General features: G+C 69.8%; 14 protein-coding genes, 1 tRNA gene and 1 pseudogene. 7 read left to right on the top strand and 9 right to left on the bottom strand.

Annotation, left to right across the window (positions count from 1 at the left end):
* Positions 1 to 100 precede the first annotated feature (100 nt).
* Together ABH920_RS01660 and ABH920_RS01655 are read left to right on the top strand one after the other, a co-directional pair.
* Positions 101 to 655 (top strand): peptidylprolyl isomerase, encoded by a 555-nt coding sequence (locus ABH920_RS01660; protein ID WP_370345947.1) that lies wholly within the window; start codon positions 101 to 103, stop codon positions 653 to 655.
* A 160-nt stretch (positions 656 to 815) separates the two neighbouring features.
* The gene (locus tag ABH920_RS01655; RefSeq protein WP_370346704.1) at positions 816 to 1,910 is read left to right on the top strand and encodes a rhomboid family intramembrane serine protease; all 1,095 of its coding nucleotides are present in this window, start codon (positions 816 to 818) and stop codon (positions 1,908 to 1,910) included.
* A 69-nt stretch (positions 1,911 to 1,979) separates the two neighbouring features.
* On the opposite strand, the gene crgA is transcribed toward ABH920_RS01655, so the two are convergent.
* On the bottom strand, positions 1,980 to 2,234 hold the full coding sequence (gene crgA, locus ABH920_RS01650; RefSeq protein WP_194913332.1) for a cell division protein CrgA: 255 nt from the start codon (positions 2,232 to 2,234) through the stop codon (positions 1,980 to 1,982).
* Between the two features lie 78 nt (positions 2,235 to 2,312).
* Between crgA and ABH920_RS01645 the strand changes: the two genes are divergently transcribed.
* From ABH920_RS01645 to ABH920_RS01630, 4 genes are read left to right on the top strand one after another with little or no spacing between them, the layout of a single operon-like run.
* Entirely contained in the window at positions 2,313 to 3,149 is an 837-nt protein-coding gene (locus tag ABH920_RS01645; protein WP_370345945.1) for a DUF881 domain-containing protein, read from the top strand.
* 18 nt (positions 3,150 to 3,167) lie between these two features.
* Positions 3,168 to 3,899, top strand: coding sequence for a class E sortase (locus ABH920_RS01640; RefSeq protein WP_370345943.1), 732 nt, complete (start codon positions 3,168 to 3,170; stop codon positions 3,897 to 3,899).
* A 60-nt stretch (positions 3,900 to 3,959) separates the two neighbouring features.
* Positions 3,960 to 4,118 carry a hypothetical protein gene (locus ABH920_RS01635; protein WP_370345941.1) on the top strand — a complete coding sequence of 53 codons (159 nt, stop codon included), beginning with the start codon at positions 3,960 to 3,962 and terminating at the stop codon, positions 4,116 to 4,118.
* A gap of 29 nt (positions 4,119 to 4,147) precedes the next feature.
* Positions 4,148 to 4,783: an aminodeoxychorismate/anthranilate synthase component II gene (locus ABH920_RS01630; RefSeq protein WP_370345939.1), complete on the top strand. Its 636-nt coding sequence runs from the start codon at positions 4,148 to 4,150 to the stop codon at positions 4,781 to 4,783.
* A gap of 121 nt (positions 4,784 to 4,904) precedes the next feature.
* Here ABH920_RS01630 and pknB read toward each other — a convergent pair whose 3' ends face one another.
* The 6 genes and pseudogenes from pknB to ABH920_RS01600 form a co-directional block, all read right to left on the bottom strand.
* Positions 4,905 to 7,004: a Stk1 family PASTA domain-containing Ser/Thr kinase gene (gene pknB / locus ABH920_RS01625; protein WP_370345937.1), complete on the bottom strand. Its 2,100-nt coding sequence runs from the start codon at positions 7,002 to 7,004 to the stop codon at positions 4,905 to 4,907.
* Positions 7,005 to 7,202: 198 nt separating this feature from the next.
* Positions 7,203 to 8,681, bottom strand: coding sequence for a peptidoglycan D,D-transpeptidase FtsI family protein (locus tag ABH920_RS01620; protein WP_370345935.1), 1,479 nt, complete (start codon positions 8,679 to 8,681; stop codon positions 7,203 to 7,205).
* Between the two features lie 557 nt (positions 8,682 to 9,238).
* A pseudogene (locus ABH920_RS01615) lies at positions 9,239 to 10,681 on the bottom strand (FtsW/RodA/SpoVE family cell cycle protein); the annotation flags it as partial.
* Between the two features lie 8 nt (positions 10,682 to 10,689).
* The gene (locus ABH920_RS01610; RefSeq protein ID WP_370345933.1) at positions 10,690 to 12,720 is read right to left on the bottom strand and encodes a hypothetical protein; all 2,031 of its coding nucleotides are present in this window, start codon (positions 12,718 to 12,720) and stop codon (positions 10,690 to 10,692) included.
* Between the two features lie 19 nt (positions 12,721 to 12,739).
* Complete coding sequence (locus ABH920_RS01605) at positions 12,740 to 13,270, bottom strand: FHA domain-containing protein (protein ID WP_194913308.1); 531 nt, start codon at positions 13,268 to 13,270, stop codon at positions 12,740 to 12,742.
* Between the two features lie 22 nt (positions 13,271 to 13,292).
* Positions 13,293 to 14,318 carry an FhaA domain-containing protein gene (locus tag ABH920_RS01600; RefSeq protein WP_194913307.1) on the bottom strand — a complete coding sequence of 342 codons (1,026 nt, stop codon included), beginning with the start codon at positions 14,316 to 14,318 and terminating at the stop codon, positions 13,293 to 13,295.
* Positions 14,319 to 14,790: 472 nt separating this feature from the next.
* Here ABH920_RS01600 and ABH920_RS01595 point away from each other — a divergent pair.
* Positions 14,791 to 14,874: transfer RNA gene (locus ABH920_RS01595), tRNA-Leu, on the top strand.
* A 186-nt stretch (positions 14,875 to 15,060) separates the two neighbouring features.
* On the opposite strand, the gene ABH920_RS01590 is transcribed toward ABH920_RS01595, so the two are convergent.
* Positions 15,061 to 16,848 (bottom strand): hypothetical protein, encoded by a 1,788-nt coding sequence (locus ABH920_RS01590; protein ID WP_370345930.1) that lies wholly within the window; start codon positions 16,846 to 16,848, stop codon positions 15,061 to 15,063.
* Complete coding sequence (locus ABH920_RS01585; RefSeq protein ID WP_370345928.1) at positions 16,845 to 17,882, bottom strand: hypothetical protein; 1,038 nt, start codon at positions 17,880 to 17,882, stop codon at positions 16,845 to 16,847. The genes ABH920_RS01590 and ABH920_RS01585 overlap by 4 nt, the downstream gene beginning before the upstream one ends.
* Positions 17,883 to 17,999 lie beyond the last annotated feature (117 nt).

Raw genomic sequence — 17,999 nt, 5'->3', positions numbered from 1 at the left:
ACAACCTCACGCAGGGCCATTGGGGCTACTCAGAGGGTGAGTGAGCTTCCGTGCGAGGATGGAGAGCGTCCATACGACAGAAACCGAAAGGCAACAGACTGTGGCCGAGAACCTGTACGCCACCATCAAGACCAACCACGGCGAGATCGTCGTGCGGTTGCTTCCGGACTTTGCGCCGAAGACCGTCGCCAACTTCGTGGGTCTGGCGGAGGGGACCCGGGAGTGGACGCACCCCGAGACCAATGTGAAGTCGACGACGCCGCTGTACGACGGCACGGTCTTCCACCGGATCATCCCGCAGTTCATGATCCAGGGCGGCGACCCGCTGGGCCAGGGCTTCGGCGGCCCCGGCTACGTCTTCGACGACGAGCCGCACCCGGACCAGACCTTCAACGACCGCGACTACCTGCTGGCGATGGCCAACGCGGGGATCCGCAACGGCAAGGGCACCAACGGCTCGCAGTTCTTCATCACCGTGCCGACCCCGCGCCGTCCGACCCACCTGAACGGCAAGCACACCATCTTCGGCGAGGTCGTGGACGCCGACAGCCGCAAGGTCGTGGACGAGATCGCGGCGGTGCCGACCGGCGCGCAGGACCGGCCGCTGAAGCCGGTGGTGATCGAGAGCATCACGATCGAGCGCCGCGAAGGCTGAGCCGAGCGCGTACCGCGGGGTGCGGAGGAAACTCTGTGCCCCGCGTGTTCGTTTCCTCTACATTCGGAACCGGCCGATCGAAACCGGACCCGTCAGCCCGTCTCCCCAGCCGTCAACGGGACGCTTCGCGTCGCTGTACCTAAAGAGGACCACCGTGACGATGCCGCCAGGCAGCCCAGGCAGCCCTCCCGTGCCGGCCACCGACCTCCCGGCCTGCTACCGGCATCCGGAGCGGGAGGCGCAGATCCGCTGCACCCGCTGCGAGCGCCGCATCTGCCCGGAGTGCATGGTCCCCGCCTCGGTCGGCTTCCAGTGCCCGGACTGCGTGCGCGGCGGCAACCAGCAGGTGCCCAAGGCCCGGACCCCGTTCGGCGCGGTGCTGCGGCCCCGGGTGGTCCCGGTGGTCACCTACAGCCTGATCGCGCTGAACTTCGTGATGTTCGGCCTGCAGCACATCGTCGGTACCTCGCAGGTCGGCGCGGCCGGCGGCGGGGTGTTCCAGGTGAACACCCTGGACATGCGGCTGGAGCTGATCGCCAAGGGCACGTGGGTGGACGGCCAGCCGATAGGCGTGGCGAACGGCGAGTGGTACCGCCTGGTCACCTCGATGTTCCTGCACGCGAACCTGGTGCACATCGCCTCGAACATGATCTCGCTGTTCTTCATCGGCCCGATGCTCGAGGCGATGCTGGGCAAGCTGCGGTTCGTGCTGGTCTACCTGATCGGCGGGCTGGCCGGGGCGGTGACGTCCTACTGGTTCATGACCCCGCTGAGCCCGGCGAGCCTGGGCGCCTCCGGCGCGATCTCCGCGGTGTTCGGCTGTCTGGTGGTGATCGGGCTGCGGCGCAAGATCCTGGACCCCGGGATGATCGTCGTGGTCCTGGTGATCAACATCGTGATCCCGCTGCAGAACACCAACATCGACTGGCGCGACCACGTCGGCGGCGTGGTGGCCGGGGCGCTGATCGGCGCGGTCTACGCCTTCGCCCCGGAGCTCATCCGCGCCCTCGGCAAGGCCAGGGCGCCCCGTGAGCAGCAGGTGCGGCTGCTCAACGGGCTCGGCTTCGGCACCATGGCGCTGGTGCTGGCCCTGGCGATCGCCGGGACGGCCGTGCACACCGCACACCTGAACGACCCGGCGAACCGTACGCGCACTGTTGACGGCGCGCCGTACACACCCGGCCCGACCAGCGTCGTCACCGACGTTCCAGATAGTTATCCACAGGCATCCGGTACTTATCCACACTGGGGATAAGCCTGTGGATGTTGTGTTAGGCAGCGATCGGGCACAGTCGGTGACGACGGCGACGCAAAGCGCGCGGCGCTACTTCCACTTCATGGACGCGATGAAGCCGGTGATGATCAACCCGAAGCCGACGGCCATGTTCCAGCCGTGCAGCGCGGAGACCGGGTACGTCATGTTCGACAGGTAGTACACCACTATCCACAGCAGGCCGAGCACGAAGCACCCGACCATCAGCGGCAGCACCACCCGGTTCCCGGTGTCCAGCTTGATCGGCTGCCTCTTGTCCGGCGGCGGGGTGTACGCGGCCTTCTTGCGGACCTTCGACTCGGGCACGGTTCACTCCTGGATTGCTCGGCTGCTGTGCGGCCTCGATCGGGCATGCGACAGTGTGCGTCCGATAGCGTATCCGCCATGGCGTCAGGGCGCGATCAGCTGGACGAACCCGCATCGGCGGACGGCCCGGAGCCGACCCGGCGGACGGCACCGGAGCCCGCCCCGGAACCGGCCCGGCGGCGGCCCTCCCGGGTGGTCTGGCACACCGGTGTGGTGCTGGTGTTCGCCCTCGCCGGGGCGCTGTTCCTGACCGCCCGGGACACCGCCGACGGCCAGGGAGACATCCGGCCGGACCGGGGTGCGCAGCTCTCCGACGTGATCCGTGCCCAGAACACGCACAACCAACAGCTTACCGAGCAGGTGGCGGCGCAGCGCGCGGCGCAGGACGCCCTGACCCGCGGCCAGAGCGCCGACGCCCGGGTGAAGGCGGCGCAGGCCCAGGTCGACTCGCTGTCCGGCCCGGTGGCCCTGACCCCGGTCACCGGCTCGGCCCTGACCGTGACCCTCAACGACGCCCCGCCGAACGCGCAGCCGGCCGCCGGCGCCCCCGCGGCGCAGCCGGACTGGCTGATCATCCACCAGCAGGACGTGCAGGCCGTGGTGAACGCGCTGTGGGCCGGCGGCGCGACCGGGATCCAGCTGATGGACCAGCGCCTGGCGCCGACCTCGGCGGTGCGCTGCGTGGGCAACACGCTGCTGCTCCAGGGCCGCGTCTACTCCCCGCCCTACGCGATCACCGCGGTCGGCGACCCGACGAAGATGCGCGCCGCGCTGATGGCCGCCCCGGCCGTGCAGACCTATCTGGAGTACGTCAACGCCTACGGGCTCGGCTGGGACGTGAAGGCACGCGATCGAGTGACGCTGCCGGGCTATACCGGACCGCTCGACGTGTCGTTCGCCTCCGTGGCGCCCTGAAGCCGACAAACTGGCGGAATGTGGGCAGAGCGTGCACGAACGGCGATCCGATCCGTCGGTGAGATCCTGATCACGCTGGGCGTCGTACTCTTCCTGTTCTGCGCCTACCAGCTCTTCTACACCAACGTGATCGCCGACGAGGCGATGAGGTCCGAGGTCTCGGACCTGCACAAGCTCTGGGCCGCGCAGCCGCCGACGCCGCGCTCGGCCGGCTCCGCAACCCCGGCCGGCCTCGGGCCCTTCGACACCGCCGACAGCCGCGGCACCTCCGGCGCGGCCTTCGCGATCCTGCACATCCCCCGGCTCGGCGACAAGTCGATCCCGGTCCTGCAGGGCACCTCCCTGGACCTGCTGGGCCGCGGCGTCGGCCACTACAAGGACTCCGCGCTGCCCGGACGCGTCGGCAACTTCGCGGTCGCCGGCCACCGCAAGACGCACGGCGAGCCGTTCCGCTACCTCGACGAGATGCGCGCCGGCGACCTGATCGTGGTGGAGACCGCGGACACCTGGTACACCTACCGCGAGGACCGCGACCCGTTCATCGTCGACCCGACCGACCTGGCCGTGGTCGCGCCGGTCCCCGACCACCCGGGCGAGACGCCGTCGCAGAAGCTGATCACCCTGACCACCTGCAACCCGTGGTGGGCCTCCACGCAGCGCATGATCGTCACCGGCACGCTGATCGCCCAGCAGCCGCGGTCCGCGGGGGAGCCCCCGGCATTGACCGTGAACACCCCCAAGTTCCAATAGGACTCTGGTAAAACCTCATAGAGACCTCTATAGAGAAGTCTGTAGAGAGAGGAGCAGGCGATGTACGCGTTTCTGTGGCGGCACCTTCCGGGGCCCGTCTACGCGAAGGTGCTCATCGCCCTGGTCGCCGCGGCCCTGATCGTGGTGCTCCTGTTCGGCTGGATCTTCCCGTGGATCGAGCCGCTGATGCCGTTCAGCGGCAACACGGTCTCGCAGTAGCGCCTCCGCCGGGCCGGTAGGCTCACGGCATGGCAGCGCGGATCCTGGTCGTCGACAACTACGACAGCTTCGTCTACAACCTCGTTCAGTACCTGTACCAGCTCGGCGCGGAGTGCGAGGTGGTGCGCAACGACGCGATCGGCGTCGAGGCGGCGCACGACTACGACGGCGTCCTGCTCTCTCCCGGCCCCGGCGTCCCCGAGGAAGCCGGCGTCTGCATCAAGATGGTCGGCTATGCCGAGGAGCACCGGATCCCGGTCTTCGGCGTCTGCCTGGGCCTGCAGTCGATCGCGGTCGCGCACGGCGCCGTGGTCGGCCGCGCCCCGGAGCTGCTGCACGGCAAGACCAGCACGGTCACCCACGACGGCCTGGGCGTCTTCCAGGGCCTGGCGGACCCGTTCACGGCCACGCGCTACCACTCGCTGGCCGTGGAGCCCGGGACGCTGCCCGAGGACCTGCTCGTCACCGCGCGCACGGACTCCGGCGTCATCATGGGCATCCGCCACCGCGAACTCCCGGTGGAGGCCGTGCAGTTCCACCCCGAGTCGGTCCTGACCGAGGGCGGCCACCGGATGCTGGCGAACTGGCTGACCGTGTGCGGCGACGCCGGGGCAGTGGAACGCTCCGCAGGCCTGGCGCCGGTGGTGATCGGCGCGGCCAACTGAGGACCATCCTCAGGACGGAACTCTTAGCGGCGAGAACGCTCTTAGAGCGAGAACTTCTAAGCAGAGAAACACAAAGCCCCGCACGGAACCTTCCGTGCGGGGCTTCGCTATAGCGAACCGGCTAGTTACCGCCGCCGCCCTTCTTGGTCGACGTCGGGCTGCTCGGGCACAGCTGCGGGTCCAGGATGCAGGCCGGGTTGTTCGAGTTGGTCTGGCTCGGGTTTCCCGGCCCGGACGTCGTCGTCGTGGGACCGCCCTGCTGACAACTCGGGTCCGTCGGGTCGCAGGTCTGCTGCTGGGTGCTCGGCGGCGTGGTCGGGGGCGGCGCCGGCGCGTAGTAGACCACGATCGGCGTGTCCTTGGGGTACTGGCCGTCCGGCACGTTGATCCGGGTCACGTTGCCGGTCCCCACGGTGCCGGCCGAGCTGTCCTGCGTCGGTTTGACGTTGGTGAAGCCCTGGGCCGTGATCTGCGACACGACGCTGCCGTACGGCTGGCCGACGAGGTTCCCGGCGGTGAGCGGGATCGTGGCCTTGCCGGAGGAGATGACCCAGCCGATCTGGACCTTGCTCGTGTCCTGCTGGGTACCGTCGATGACCGCGCTGTTGTTGTTGGCGTCGATCACGTGGAGGATGTTGCCCTTCGGCACCGTCGGGTCCGGCGCCGTCGACGTCACCGCGTTGGTCAGATCGAAGTGGGCACCGGTCAGGTACGCCTTCAGGGTGGCCTCGGTCCACCCGTTGAGGGTGGCCGTGGCCGGCACCTTGCCCAGCTGCGGGCCGAGCGACAGGCAGTAGGTGATCGGCTGGGGCTTCATGAAGTTGCCGTTGGCCGTCGGGTTCTGGGCGATGATCGTCCCCTTCGGGGACGAGTGCATGTCGATGTTGCCGGGGCAGGCCGTGCCGTCGCCGGTCAGGGTCCAGCCGGCGTTCTCCGGCTTGGCCAGGATCGACTGAGCCTGCTGGACGCTGTTCGCCCCGACACCGAAGTCCGGTACCGCCTTGGAGTCGCTGTTGCCGCCGGACTTCAGGAGTGACTTCGCCAGCAGGATCGCCGCGATGACCGCGGCGATGCCGGCGATGGCCAGGATGATGTACCCGGTCTTGCCGCTCTTCTCCGGCTCCGGAGGACGGCGCGGCTCGGGGCGGCGCGGCGGGCCGGCTGGCGGCCGTCCTCCGGGACCGTTCCCGTACTCGTCGTCGTACCCGGGCGTCGCCGCGGGCTGGTAGCCGGTCGGCACCTCGACCGCGGGCATCGCCCGGGTCTGGCCGACCGCGGCCGCCGCGCCCACCTGGCGGGGGTCGAGCCGCTGGGTCGGCATGTTCGCCGGCCCCAGCACCGCGGTCTGCGCCTCGGTGGGCCGGCCGTCCAGCACCCGCTCGATGTCCGCGCGCATCTCGGTGGCCGACTGGTAGCGCGCGTCGGCGGTCTTGGCCAGCGACTTCAGCACCACCGCGTCGATCGCCGGGCTGATCTCCGGGTCGTAGGAGGACGGCGGCTGCGGCTCCTCGCGCACGTGCTGGTAGGCCACGGCCACCGGGGAGTCGCCGACGAACGGCGGCCGGCCGGTGAGCAGCTCGAACATCAGGCAGCCGGTGGAGTACAGGTCGCTGCGGGCGTCCACGGTCTCGCCCTTGGCCTGCTCCGGCGACAGGTACTGCGCGGTGCCGATGACCGCCGCGGTCTGCGTCATCGTCATGCCGTTGTCGGCCATGGCGCGGGCGATGCCGAAGTCCATCACCTTCACGGTGCCGGACCGGGTCAGCATGATGTTCGCCGGCTTGATGTCCCGGTGGATGATGCCGTTGCGGTGCGAGTAGTCCAGGGCCTGCAGCACGCCGGCGGTGATCTCCAGGGCCCGCTCGGGCAGCAGCCGGCGGCCGGAGTGCAGCAGGTCGCGCAGCGTGGAGCCGTCGGCGTACTCCATCACGATGTAGGGAACCGAGACTCCGTTCTCGAAGTCCTCGCCGGTGTCGTAGATCGCCACGATCGCCGGGTGGTTCAGGGACGCCGCGGACTGCGCCTCGCGGCGGAACCGCGCCTGGAACGTGGGGTCCCGCGACAGGTCGGCACGCAGCGTCTTCACGGCCACCGTGCGGCCCAGCCGGGTGTCGCGGGCCATGAAGACCTCGGCCATCCCGCCTCGACCCAGCACGGAGCCCAGCTCGTACCTGCCGCCGAGCCGCCGCGGCTGTTCCGCCCCGGGGTAGGTTCCGGACATCTCATCGCTCCAGCTCATCGATCGCCACCCGGTGGCGGCGGTCTGACATCGTCTCAGTCGAAAACTTGCTTCCGGCAGTATCCCCCGAACCGGGTCCGGCGCCAGTGGCGCGCTCCGGAATCCCCGCCGGACCGGCTCTGGCGTTACCCGCGCCCGCCGGTCCGACACCCCGCCCCGTTCAGGCGGCCCACTTCCGCGTCAGCTCACTCCCAGTGCCGCCTTCAGTACCGCGTCGGCCGTCGGGCCGGCGAACCCGACACCGCTGATGTCGCCGCGGATGCTGGGGTTGTTGGTCTCGACCATCACCGCGACCGCGACCTTCTTGCCGTTGGCCGTGCCGTAGCAGACGAACCAGGCCAGCGGGTTCTGGCCCGCGGCCCGCTGCGCGGTACCGGTCTTGGCGCCCATCTGGACGCCGGACACGGCGGCGGTCTTGGCGGTGCCGTTCGCGACCACGTTCTGCATCATGTCGTCGAGGGTGCCCGCGGTCGCCGGGCTCATCGCCTGGCTGAGCACGTGCTGGTGGTCCGACCCCTTGTAGGTGACGTGCCCGTTGGGCGCGGTCTCCTTGTCCACCAGGTAGGGCTGCATGATGGCGCCGCCGTTGGCCACCGAGGCCGCGATCATCGCCGCCTGCAGCGGGGTCACCTGGGTGTCGCCCTGGCCGATGGAGTCCTGGGCCAGCGCCAGCTGGTTGTTGCCGATGGCGGTCGGCGACGGGAAGCTCGACTGGGCCACCGACAGCGGGATCTTCAGGCTCGGGTCGTTGAACCCGAACTTCGAGGCGTAGGTGGACATGATCTGGGGGCCGAGCTGGGCACCGACGTAGCCGTAGACGGAGTTGCAGGACTGGGCCAGCGCCGTCTTCAGGTCGGTCCCCGGGCAGGACTCCTGGTTCTCGTTCGTCAGGGTGTAGCCGGAACCCGGGACGGAGAAACCGTTGGCGTCCGCGCCGGTCGGGGTGGTCTCCTGGTACTTGCCGGAGTCCAGCGCGGCGGCCGCGGTGACCAGCTTGAAGACCGAGCCGGGCGGGTAGTTCTCCTGGATCGCGTGGTTCAGGTTCGGCTTGGTCTTGTCGTTCTCCAGCACCTTGCCCGCCGCGCTGGAGGTGTCGCCGTCGTTGGACGCTATCCCGTTCGGGTCGAAGCTCGGCGAGGAGTACATCGCCAGGATGGCACCGGTGGTCGGGTCCAGGGCCACCACCGAACCCTGCTTGCCCTTCAGTCCGGCGATCGCCGCCTGCTGCACCGAGTTCTGCAGCGTCAGCTGGACGTCGCCGCCCTTCTTGGACTTGCCGGTCAGCGTGTCCATGAAGTTCGCCACGGACTCGGAACTGTCCGTGCCCTGCAGGAACTTGTCGAGGGACGACTCTATGTCGGTGGCGCCGTAGCCGATCGACTTCCAGCCGGTGATGTTGGCGTAGTCCGACTTCAGCGGGTACGTGCGCTGGTACTTGTACGAGATCCCGCCGGAGGGCACTGATTCGGCGATGACGGTTCCGTCGGCGGTGAGGATCTGGCCGCGCGGATACGCGAAGGCGTCCAGGATGTTGCGCTGGTTGCCGTTGCGCGCCTTGTAGCTGTCGGCGTTGACCACCTGCAGATAGTTGGAGCTGACGAGCAGGCTGGCGATGAGCAGGAAGCAGAACAGGGCCACCCGCCTGATCGGCTGGTTCACGGTCCGTACCTCCGCTCCGGCGGACCCTGCCGGCCGGCCGCGTCACCCGGGGTGACCCCGGGCGCCGGCGTCGGTCGGGTCCGCACGTCGTCGTCTTCGTCGTCTTCGAACGCCGGGATATAGGACTCCGTCTGGCCCTGTTCCGGTTCCGCGCTCGGGCCGGATGTGGCCTGCATCGCCTGGGTCGCCTCCGCTGCGCGCAGCGCCGTCTGCTCTCCGTAACCGCGGGGCTGGGAGGGGACGGCCTGCGTGGCATCGGCCGCACCGGCCGATCCGGCGGCGCCGGGGGCGCCGACGGGACGGACGGGCATCGGCTGGGTGGGATCGGCCGCGCCCGGAGGCGTCGGGCCGCCGGGAGCACCCGGGCCGAATCCCGTCTGCCCAAGTCCGGTTTGGCCCAGTCCGGTCTGGCCGAGAGCGGTCTGGCCCAGGCCCGGCTGCGCCAGCGGGTGCGGACGCTGCGGACCCTCGGGGCCCTGCGGCGCCGCCGGCTGAGCGTGCCGCCCCTGGACCGCGTTCGACGGCATCTTCTGGGCGGCCGCCAGACGCATGTTCCGCAGCTCGTCGTCGGTCAGCGGGATCGCCGGCGGCAGCGGCCGCCGCGCGGAGTCGGACAATCTGATCAGCAGCGCGACCACGACCCAGTTCGCCACCAGCGCCGAACCGCCGGCGGCCAGGAACGGCATCGGCAGACCGGTCAGCGGGATGACCCGCATGACGCCGCCGGCGGTGATGAACACCTGCAGCGCGAACGTCACGGCCAGACCGGCGGACAGGAGCTTGCCGTAGTTGTCGCGGATCAGCAGCGCGGTCTTGAAGCCGCGCATCACGAACAGCGTGTAGACCATCATCAACGCGAACAGCCCGACCATGCCGAGCTCCTCGCCGACCGTGACCAGGATGAAGTCCGCGTTCTTGGCGAACCCGACCAGCCAGGGCCGGCCCTGGTCCAGGCCCTTGCCGAAGATGCCGCCGGTGGCGAAGCCGTAGATGGACTGCGAGATCTGGTCCGAGGGGCAGTTCTTCGGGGTCGGGACCTGGGCGGCGCACAGCTCGCCGTTGAACGGGTGCAGCCAGTTGTTCACGCGCTGCTGGACGTGCGGCACCGTCGTGGCGATGAACACGGCGCCGCCGATGAACGCGGTGAGGCCGAACACCAGCCACGAGGTCCGTTCGGTCGCGATGTACAGCAGCACCACGAAGGCGCCGAAGAACATCAGCGAGACACCGAGGTCGGTCTCGAAGACCAGGATGAGCATCGCCAGGACCCAGCAGACCGCGATCGGCCCCATGTCGCGGCCGCGCGGGATGTTCAGGCCGAGCACCCGGCGCGAGGCCACGCGCAGCGCGTCGCGCTTGGCCATCAGGAACGCCGCGAAGAACGAGACCAGCAGTAGCTTGCCGAACTCGGCGGGCTGGATCGAGACCCCGCCGGGGAAGCGGATCCAGCTCTTCGCGCCGTTGGCGCTGGAGATCGAGGCCGGCAGCACGGCCGGGATGGCGACCAGGAACAGGCCGGAGACCATCGAGATGTAGGCGTAGCGCTGCAGGATCTTGTGGTCCTTGACGAACAGCAGGAAGGCCGCCATCGCGATGATGCCCAGCGCGGTGTACATCAACTGGTTCGTCGTCGACCCGGCCGGCGCGATGTGGTACTTGACCGGGTTGGCCTTGTGCAGCGCCTGGTAGTGCTCGGAGTCGTAGATGTCCAGGCGGTGGATCAGCACCAGGCCGATGCCGTTGAGGAAGATCGCCAGCGGCAGGAACAGCGGGTCCGCGTACGGTGCGGCGTAGCGGATCAGGCCGTTGGCGACGAGCACCACCGCCGCCAGGCCCGCGCCGACACCCCACATGCCGGCCGGCAGCTTGCCGTTGTCGGCCAGGCCCACGTTGGCGTAGGCGAACATGGCGACCGCCACCGCGAACAGACTGAGCAGCAGCTCGGTGTTGCGGCGCTTGGGGATCAGGGGTTCTTCGGGCCGGGGCGGGGCGGCTGACATCGACACTACTAAGGACCGTCCGTTGTTCCGGCGCAGTACGCCTTCATCTGCGGGTCGTCACCTTGCTGCGACGGGGATGTCGTGGCCGGCGACGAGGGATTCTGGGGCTCCGGCGATCCCTGCTGGCCGCCGCCGGAGGCGGTGGAGCCGGTCGGGTCGCCGGGCGCGGTGGTGCTCGGGGAAACCGGCCCGTTCGCCAGCGGCGCGCCCTGCTTGGACGCGGTCGGCGGCGAGGACGGGGCGAGGTTCTGTTGCGGCACTGCTTGCGGCACTGCTTGCGGCGCCGGTTGTGGCGCCCCGGAGCCGGCCGCCGGTTTGACCGACGTGGTGACGTGCTGCGGCTGGCTCTGGATGGCCGGCTGGCTGTGCCGGTAGTCGGCGCAGGACTTGGCAGCCGCACGGTACTGCTCCAAGTACGCCAGCGCGGCGTCCTTGGAGCTGAAGGATTGGGTCTTGTACAGATCTGTGCGCTTGCTCTGCGGTACCGCGTTGATCCACAGCGGGCCCTCGGACAGCGACTGCTGCGACGACGCGAACGACAGCTGCGACATGCCCTGGTAGAGCAGCACCTGCTTGTTGTCCGAGGACGGCGTCACGTAGTACTGCCCCTGGCTGTACACATACGCACCGCCCGCGGCGGCGGCCAGCACCACGACGACCGCGCCGCTGATGAGCAGGCCCTTCTTGCTCCGCTTGGCGGGCGCCGGGGCGCGCGGACCGCCGGGCACGCCGTCCGGGCCGCCGTAGGCCTCCCCGGGATGACGCGGCGCCCCGGGGTGCTGGTTCTCCACCCCCGGCATGCCGCCGCGCTGCCCGGGCAGCGGTTCCATCTCGGCGGTCTGCGCGGACGGGTCGTACTGCGGCGGCGCGGTGGCCACCGGCCCGCCCGGGTGCTCGGCCGTCATCTGCTGGCCCTGCTGGTTCTGCTGACCGCGCCGGGAGCGCAGGCGCGCGGCGCGGCCGGCCGGGTGGTTCTGCGGGAAGTCGTCCTGCTGGCCGCCGGGCCCGCCGGTCGCCGGGGTGCTGAACCGGGGCAGCTGCTCCACGCCCTCGCTGGCCGCGCCGACCACCACCGGGGTCAGCGACCCCAGCATCTGGGTGGACTCGTTCGGGCTGGCGCCGGGGATGGTCCCGTCGTCGAGGGTGTCGGCGACGATGCAGGTGATGTTGTCCGGCCCGCCGGCCCTCAGCGCCAGCTCGATGAGCGCGTCCACGGCCTGCTGCGGGTCCGCGTAGGCGGCCAGCGTCTCGGCCAGTGTTTCCTGTGAAACAAATCCTGACAAGCCGTCAGAACACAGCAGATAGCGGTCGCCGGCGTAGGCGTCGAAGGTGCCGATGTCCGCTTCGACCTGCGTGCGGCCGTCCAGGACCCGCATCAGCAGGGAGCGCTGCGGGTGGTGGCCCGCCTCCTCCTCGGTGATCCGGCCCTCGTCGATCAGGCGCTGCACCCAGGTGTGGTCGGCGGTCATCTGCTCCAGCAGGCCGTCGCGCAGCCGGTAGGCGCGGGAGTCGCCGACGTGCACCATGCCGAAGCGGCCGCCGGACCACAGCATCGCGGTCAGCGTGGTGCCCATGCCCTCCAGCTCGGGGCGCTCGGCCACGATCGCGCGCAGCCGCTCGTTGGCCGCCACCACCGCGCCGCCCAGCAGCGCCAGGTCCGGCTCGCCGAGCGTCGGGTCGGGGGCCGAGTGCGGGTGGCCGGACTCGCGGGCGGCCAGGTCGTGCTGGGAGATGTGCAGGGTCTGCTCGTTCTCCGGCACGCCGCCGGGGCCGGGGGCCGCCGGACCGCCGGGCAGCGGCTGGCCGCCCTGCGTCATCGCGGGCAGCTCGCCGGTCCCGGACAGCAGATCCTCACCGCCCGGCATGTCCAGCCGCGACACCGTCGTCATCACGACGGCGCTGGCCAGCTCGCCGGCCGCGGCGCCACCCATGCCGTCGGCGATCGCGAGCAGGCGCGGGCCGGCGTAACCGGAGTCCTCGTTGCCCTCCCGGATCAGCCCGACATGGGAGCGGATCGCGTACCTGAGCACAAGAGCCATCTGGCACCTCTCCTTATGCCTATGCGCGCAACTCGAGCACGGTCTTGCCGATGCGGATCGGGACACCGATCTGTGCCACGGTCGGCGCGTTCAGCTTCGTCTGCCCGAGGAAGGTGCCGTTGGTGGAGCCGAGGTCTTCGACTATCCACTGCCCGGAGGCGTCCGGATAGAGCCGGGCGTGCCGGCTGGAGGCGTAGTCGTCGTCCAGCACGATGGTCGAGTCGTGCGCCCGGCCCATCGTCACCTGCTGGCCGCTGGTGATGTTGACGGTGGTGCCGGCCAGCGAGCCGCCGACCACCACCAGCCGGGTGGGCATGGGCGGTCCGCCGCGGCGGGCGCCGGGCTGGTAGGGCGCGCGGGCGCCGCCGCCGCGGGTGGCGACCGCCTGGGTCGTGGCCGCGGCCGCGGCCTTGGCCGCCTTGGCCTGCTGGCGCTTGCTCGTCCGGGACCCGTAGAGGTCGGAGCGCATGACCCCGACCGCCGAGAACACGAACAGCCACAGCAGCACCAGGAAGGCGAGCCGAATTACGGTGAGGGTCAGCTGGGACATCTGTAGTGGGTCCGCCTCGCCCCTAGCCCTGTTGCCTGAAGATGATGGTGGTCGTGCCCAGGTGGATGACCGAGCCGTCGCGCAGGGGGGCCTGGGTGACGTGCTGGTTGTCCACCACGATGCCGTTGGTCGAGCCCAGGTCCGAGACGTACGAGGGCGTCCCGATCCGGATCTCGGCGTGCCGGCGCGACACCGACGGGTCGTCCACCCGCAGGTCGACGTCGGTCCCGCGGCCCATGGTGGTGACCGGCTTGGTCAGCATGTGCCGCGCGCCGTTGATCTCCACCCAGCACTGGGTCTGGGACTGCGGCGGCGGCGCGTACTGCTGCTGCTGCCCGCCGGGCGGGCCCCAGCCGGCCTGCTGCGGCGGCGGCTGGCCGTACGGGTCGTACCCGCCCTGGTCGTAGCCGCCCTGGCCGCCGGGAGGCGGAGCGCCCCAGCCGGGCTGGGGACCGCCCTGCCCCTGCGGGGGCGGCTGCGGGGCACCCCACGGCGCGGGCTGCGGCACCGGGTTCGGCGGCGGCACGGGCTGCAGTCCGCCGGGACCCTGCGGGCCGCCCGGGCCCTGGGGTCCACCGGGGCCCTGCGGGCCCTGGGGGCCGCCTTGGTATGGGGGAGGCTGGCCGTAGGGGTCATAGCCCTGGGGCTCGCCTTGCATCTGAGACACGGGCACCACTCCTGCCAACGCCTGACTTTGGATCCGGAACATCCCCGTGTCGAGATCGGCCGCGCGCGCGAACTTCACCTCGACTGGTCCGACGAACATATAGCGCTGTTCCGCGCCGTACTCACGGACGAGTTCGGCGAGTTCGGCGCCCAGGGGACCGGCGTAGGTCGCCAGCCGTTCGTAGTCCACGCCGCCCAGCTCGACCGTGAAGTCGTTGGGCACCATGGTGCGTCCCTGGCTGACTATGGCCGCCCGGTCATCGCACTCGCGCTGCAGCGCGGACGCGATCTCGACCGGCTGGACCTCGGACTTGAATGCCTTGGCGAAGGCGCCGTTGACCAACCCTTCGATGCGTCGCTCGAACCGCTGTAGGACTCCCACGGACACCCCCTTCCGGCGCGCCAGCCTAGCGTTGACCGGCCTCGCAGACCATTCTGTCGTCCAGCGCACCCTTCCCGGGGCGCTGCCGTCGTCGGACCCACGGTCACGCGCACCGTCCGCCGCCTGCGACGTCCGCTCCACGTGCCTGTTACGAATGAGATCGTAACCACCCCGTCCCCCGCTGCGTACCCACATCGCCGCGAGATCAGCCGCACGGCCGTGCCCACGCAGCTCAGCGAGCCGCCCGGAAGCGGCGACGGCGAGCAGCGCGCAGCCGGCCGGAGACAGGGAGGTGAACACCCTCTCGTCACAAGGACGTGCGACACACCCCACCGGTTCCCACCGGATTCCAGCGCGCCGAACCGGGAGATCACCGGACGTACCGGGATGTGACGAGCACTACCTCGGGGGCCCTCGCCATATTGGCGGGAGCGACCTCCGCCGCATGCTAATGTTTGTGCAGCAAGAGCGAGCGCGAGTGGCGGAATAGGCAGACGCGCACGGTTCAGGTCCGTGTGCCCGAAAGGGCGTGGGGGTTCAACTCCCCCCTCGCGCACTTGCAGGTACCGGCGAAAGGGCTCGGTTCCGGTGACGAAAGTCGCTAGGAACCGGGCTTGATCGCGTTTCTGGGCCCGATTAGGGCCCTCTGGGCACGTTCGTCGGCGTGGCGGCAGCTGACAAGGCCGCGGTGAGGGCAGAAGCCAGCTCACGCGGCCTTGATTCAGATGATTTTCAGCCTTGTTCAGGCGGCCTGGGGTAGATCTTCGTCGTTCATGTAGCCCGTTGGCGTCCAGTTGCTCAGCGGCCTGTTCTCCCGGCGCCGCGGCGGGCGGCGCCGGGGACGGCTCGCGGAGCCGGCGGGCAGGGTGTCGAGCCAGGCATCGATCTTGCGGGTGTTGGCGTGGTGGAGTTGGAAGGCCAGGAGCAGCATTTGTGCGGCCATGCCGCGGATCCGCCGGCGACCTCCGCGTTCGATCGCTTCGTAGTTGTCGTCCTTGGCGTAGCCGTTGAAGGATTCGATGCTGTTGCGCAGGGTGAAGTAGATGCGGACCCACTCATCGGAGCCGTAGGGCAGGCTCTGGGCGTGCTTCGCGCCGAGCTCGGGCGCGATGGTGATCGAGGCCTGGGCGCAGATCTTCGGCAGGCCGACGGGTGAGGGCTCGGGGTCGGCCAGTGGGATGCTGTGACCGCGTCTGAGGCTGGCGGGTTTGATCGGGCATTGCAGCTTGCCGGCGGCGGCCGGACACAGAAACCGTTGAAACCCCTCTTGATCAGGGTGTTCTTTGGGGACGAGTGCGTAGGGTGCGCGGGCTTTGATACGGCGCTTCCAGGTGGCCTTGTCGATGCGTCCGGCGAGCAGGTCGGCAGTGGCGTCGATCAGCGGTTGGGGCATGGCCGGGGAGTACCAGGTGCCCTCGATCTGGATGGCACCGTGGACGCCAGCGGCGATACCGAGCTGGTCGAGGCGGTAGTCGAATACCGGCCTCAGCCCCATGGCGCGGACAGGGAGTTGGAAGTCGCCTGGGTCGCTGTTGTTGTATGCACGGTCGGGCCCGATGTAGCCGCCGCGGGTGTAGCCGCGCCGGAGGAAGGCATCGGCGAGGGCTTCGGTGGCTCGCTTGCCTGGCTCACGGCCCGGCCGGTCCATAGTCAGGGCCAGAACCAGGGCTGGCGGCCGGAACACGGAGCTCTGCCGGCTCGGGTCGGTGTCGCGGGCGACAACGAGCGTTGCCTCGTAGCCGAACACGTATTTCTTCCTGCGGCGTTTCCGGCGTCCCGGGGCGTCCTTCGACTCAGGTTTGCGGTCCGGGCGCATCAGGTTGTCCAGAGCGCCTTCGTCGTCGCGGTGGTCGCCGTCGCGGACGTACCAGCCGGCGTCGGGATCGGTGGCCAGTTCGAGCCCGGTGGAGCGCAGCCCTTTGGCGAAAGTGGCCACTGCGGTGCCGTCGACCGAGACCGAGCCGTCCCAGTGCTGGGCGAGAAGATCCCTGACGCGGATGACGGATCCTTCGAGCACGCTGTTGGACAGGGTGCGCAGCAGCGATCGTCGTCGCTCGGCCTCGTGTTCGTCGACGTCGGCGAGCAGCTGGGCGGCCTGTTCCTTCGGCAGACGAAGGTTCTTCGGCAGCGGGGACGGATCGAGTGCTTTGAGGATCTTGTGCAGGAGTCGTCGGACGACGGCGTATCCGGCTTCGAAGCCTCGGTCGTCATCTGGCCGATCGGGGATGCCGAACCGGGCCCGCCAAGCGGCCCCGATCCGTTGGTGCAGGATGTCGGTGACCTTGTCGAACCGCACCTGACCGCGATTCTCGGCAGAACACAGCAGCATCCCCGTCCACAGCCCCTCGACGGTGAGCAGTCGCCTGCGGCCGAGATGGGCGATGGTGATCTGCTCAAGGATCGGCAGGACACCGGTGGCGGCGATCTCGTTCAGCGCGGCTTTGACCGCGAGGTCGCTAATCGCCAGGACGGGGCGTTCGGAGCGCATCTTCTCCAGTAGCAGGTGACGTCCGCTTTCCGGAGTCGTCACCGCTCACCCCGAAGTGCCGCCGCCGCGGTGTCGGCGTCGACCGGAGCGACGTACGGCATCAGCCGCGACAGCGCGTGCAGTGAGTCGACACCGGCCGCGGCAACGATGGTGGGTAGCGCGACGCCGCTGTCGATGAGGTCAACAAGCCAGGTCGCGCGCAGCCGTCCCATCGACAGCCGCGGCACGGCGGCAGAGGTCTTGGTGCGGGCCAGGAAGTTCGTCACCGTATTCTTCGCCCTGGCGGTCGACTCGGGCCGGAACAGGTAGGACACCGGGGAGCGGTCATCATCGGCTGTGGCGAGATCGCGTAGTACCTGCTCCCATGCCCTGCGGCAAACGACGACACGTTCGCGGTCACCGCGCACGCGCACCAGGACGGGGTCTCGCGTGCCCTCGACGACGACATCGTGGCGGCGCAGCGGAATCGCCTCGGGCGAGTCCAGCCCCACCCCACGGCCCAACGCCATCAAGACGCGGCAGCCGGCCCGCAACTCCACAGTTGGTTGGGACCCGGACCACGACCACAGCGCCGTCATCTCGGCGGTGGTGTAGGGGACGGAGGCGACCGATCCCGGCAGCCGCGTTGAAGCGCCGGTGGTGATGTCCGGACCGAAGACAGCAGTGCGCAGCCGCCGCAGCCGGGAGCGATAGTTGCTCTTGGACGCCGGGCTGACGCCAGGGCACCCGACGTCGATGTAACGCTCGATCATCTCTTCGGCCAGCCACACCTTGGCGGTGCCTTCGCGGCCCTCCGAGTCGGCGAACCTGGCCAGACGCGCCAGGGCGCCCAGCAGGTCTGCCGCCGACTTCGAGCTTGACGGATTGGCCAGCTTCACGATCCGCCGGACCTCGGCGGCCACCCGCCACCAGGTCGGGTCCGAGCCACGGGGGATATAGGTGTCAACGTACTGTGACATTACCACCCCCCACCGCAGGACTCCCGGTTTGATTTCAGCGTCGCACGCCTCGACGGGATCGGTGAAGTTGGCGCGGTCCGGCGAATGGGGACGCCGTGGCATGGCGATGACAACCATGGGTTCTCGCTGTTTCCGCCGCCCGTGCGGGCGGACATGCCGGGGAGACGGCATGGCGCACCGCCCGAGGTGCCGGTGCGGGCTATCCTCGGGACGAACGCCACCGTCGGCCTGTGA

The organism is Catenulispora sp. EB89, assembly GCF_041261445.1.
Lineage (GTDB): Bacteria > Actinomycetota > Actinomycetes > Streptomycetales > Catenulisporaceae > Catenulispora.
The sequence above is the reverse complement of the archived record's forward strand: the minus strand, read 5'-3'. Positions and strand labels throughout refer to the sequence as shown.

Bases quoted from the DNA above. Each gene is read 5' to 3' on its own strand.
- ABH920_RS01655 (WP_370346704.1), top strand. From the start codon at position 816: ATGCCGCCAGGCAGCCCAGGCAGCCCTCCCGTGCCGGCCACCGACCTC.
- ABH920_RS01645 (WP_370345945.1), top strand. From the start codon at position 2,313: ATGGCGTCAGGGCGCGATCAGCTGGACGAACCCGCATCGGCGGACGGC.
- ABH920_RS01635 (WP_370345941.1), top strand. From the start codon at position 3,960: ATGTACGCGTTTCTGTGGCGGCACCTTCCGGGGCCCGTCTACGCGAAG.
- ABH920_RS01605 (WP_194913308.1), bottom strand. From the start codon at position 13,270: ATGTCCCAGCTGACCCTCACCGTAATTCGGCTCGCCTTCCTGGTGCTG.
- ABH920_RS01585 (WP_370345928.1), bottom strand. From the start codon at position 17,882: ATGGTTGTCATCGCCATGCCACGGCGTCCCCATTCGCCGGACCGCGCC.
- pknB (WP_370345937.1), bottom strand. From the start codon at position 7,004: ATGTCCGGAACCTACCCCGGGGCGGAACAGCCGCGGCGGCTCGGCGGC.
- ABH920_RS01610 (WP_370345933.1), bottom strand. From the start codon at position 12,720: ATGGCTCTTGTGCTCAGGTACGCGATCCGCTCCCATGTCGGGCTGATC.
- ABH920_RS01640 (WP_370345943.1), top strand. From the start codon at position 3,168: ATGTGGGCAGAGCGTGCACGAACGGCGATCCGATCCGTCGGTGAGATC.
- ABH920_RS01630 (WP_370345939.1), top strand. From the start codon at position 4,148: ATGGCAGCGCGGATCCTGGTCGTCGACAACTACGACAGCTTCGTCTAC.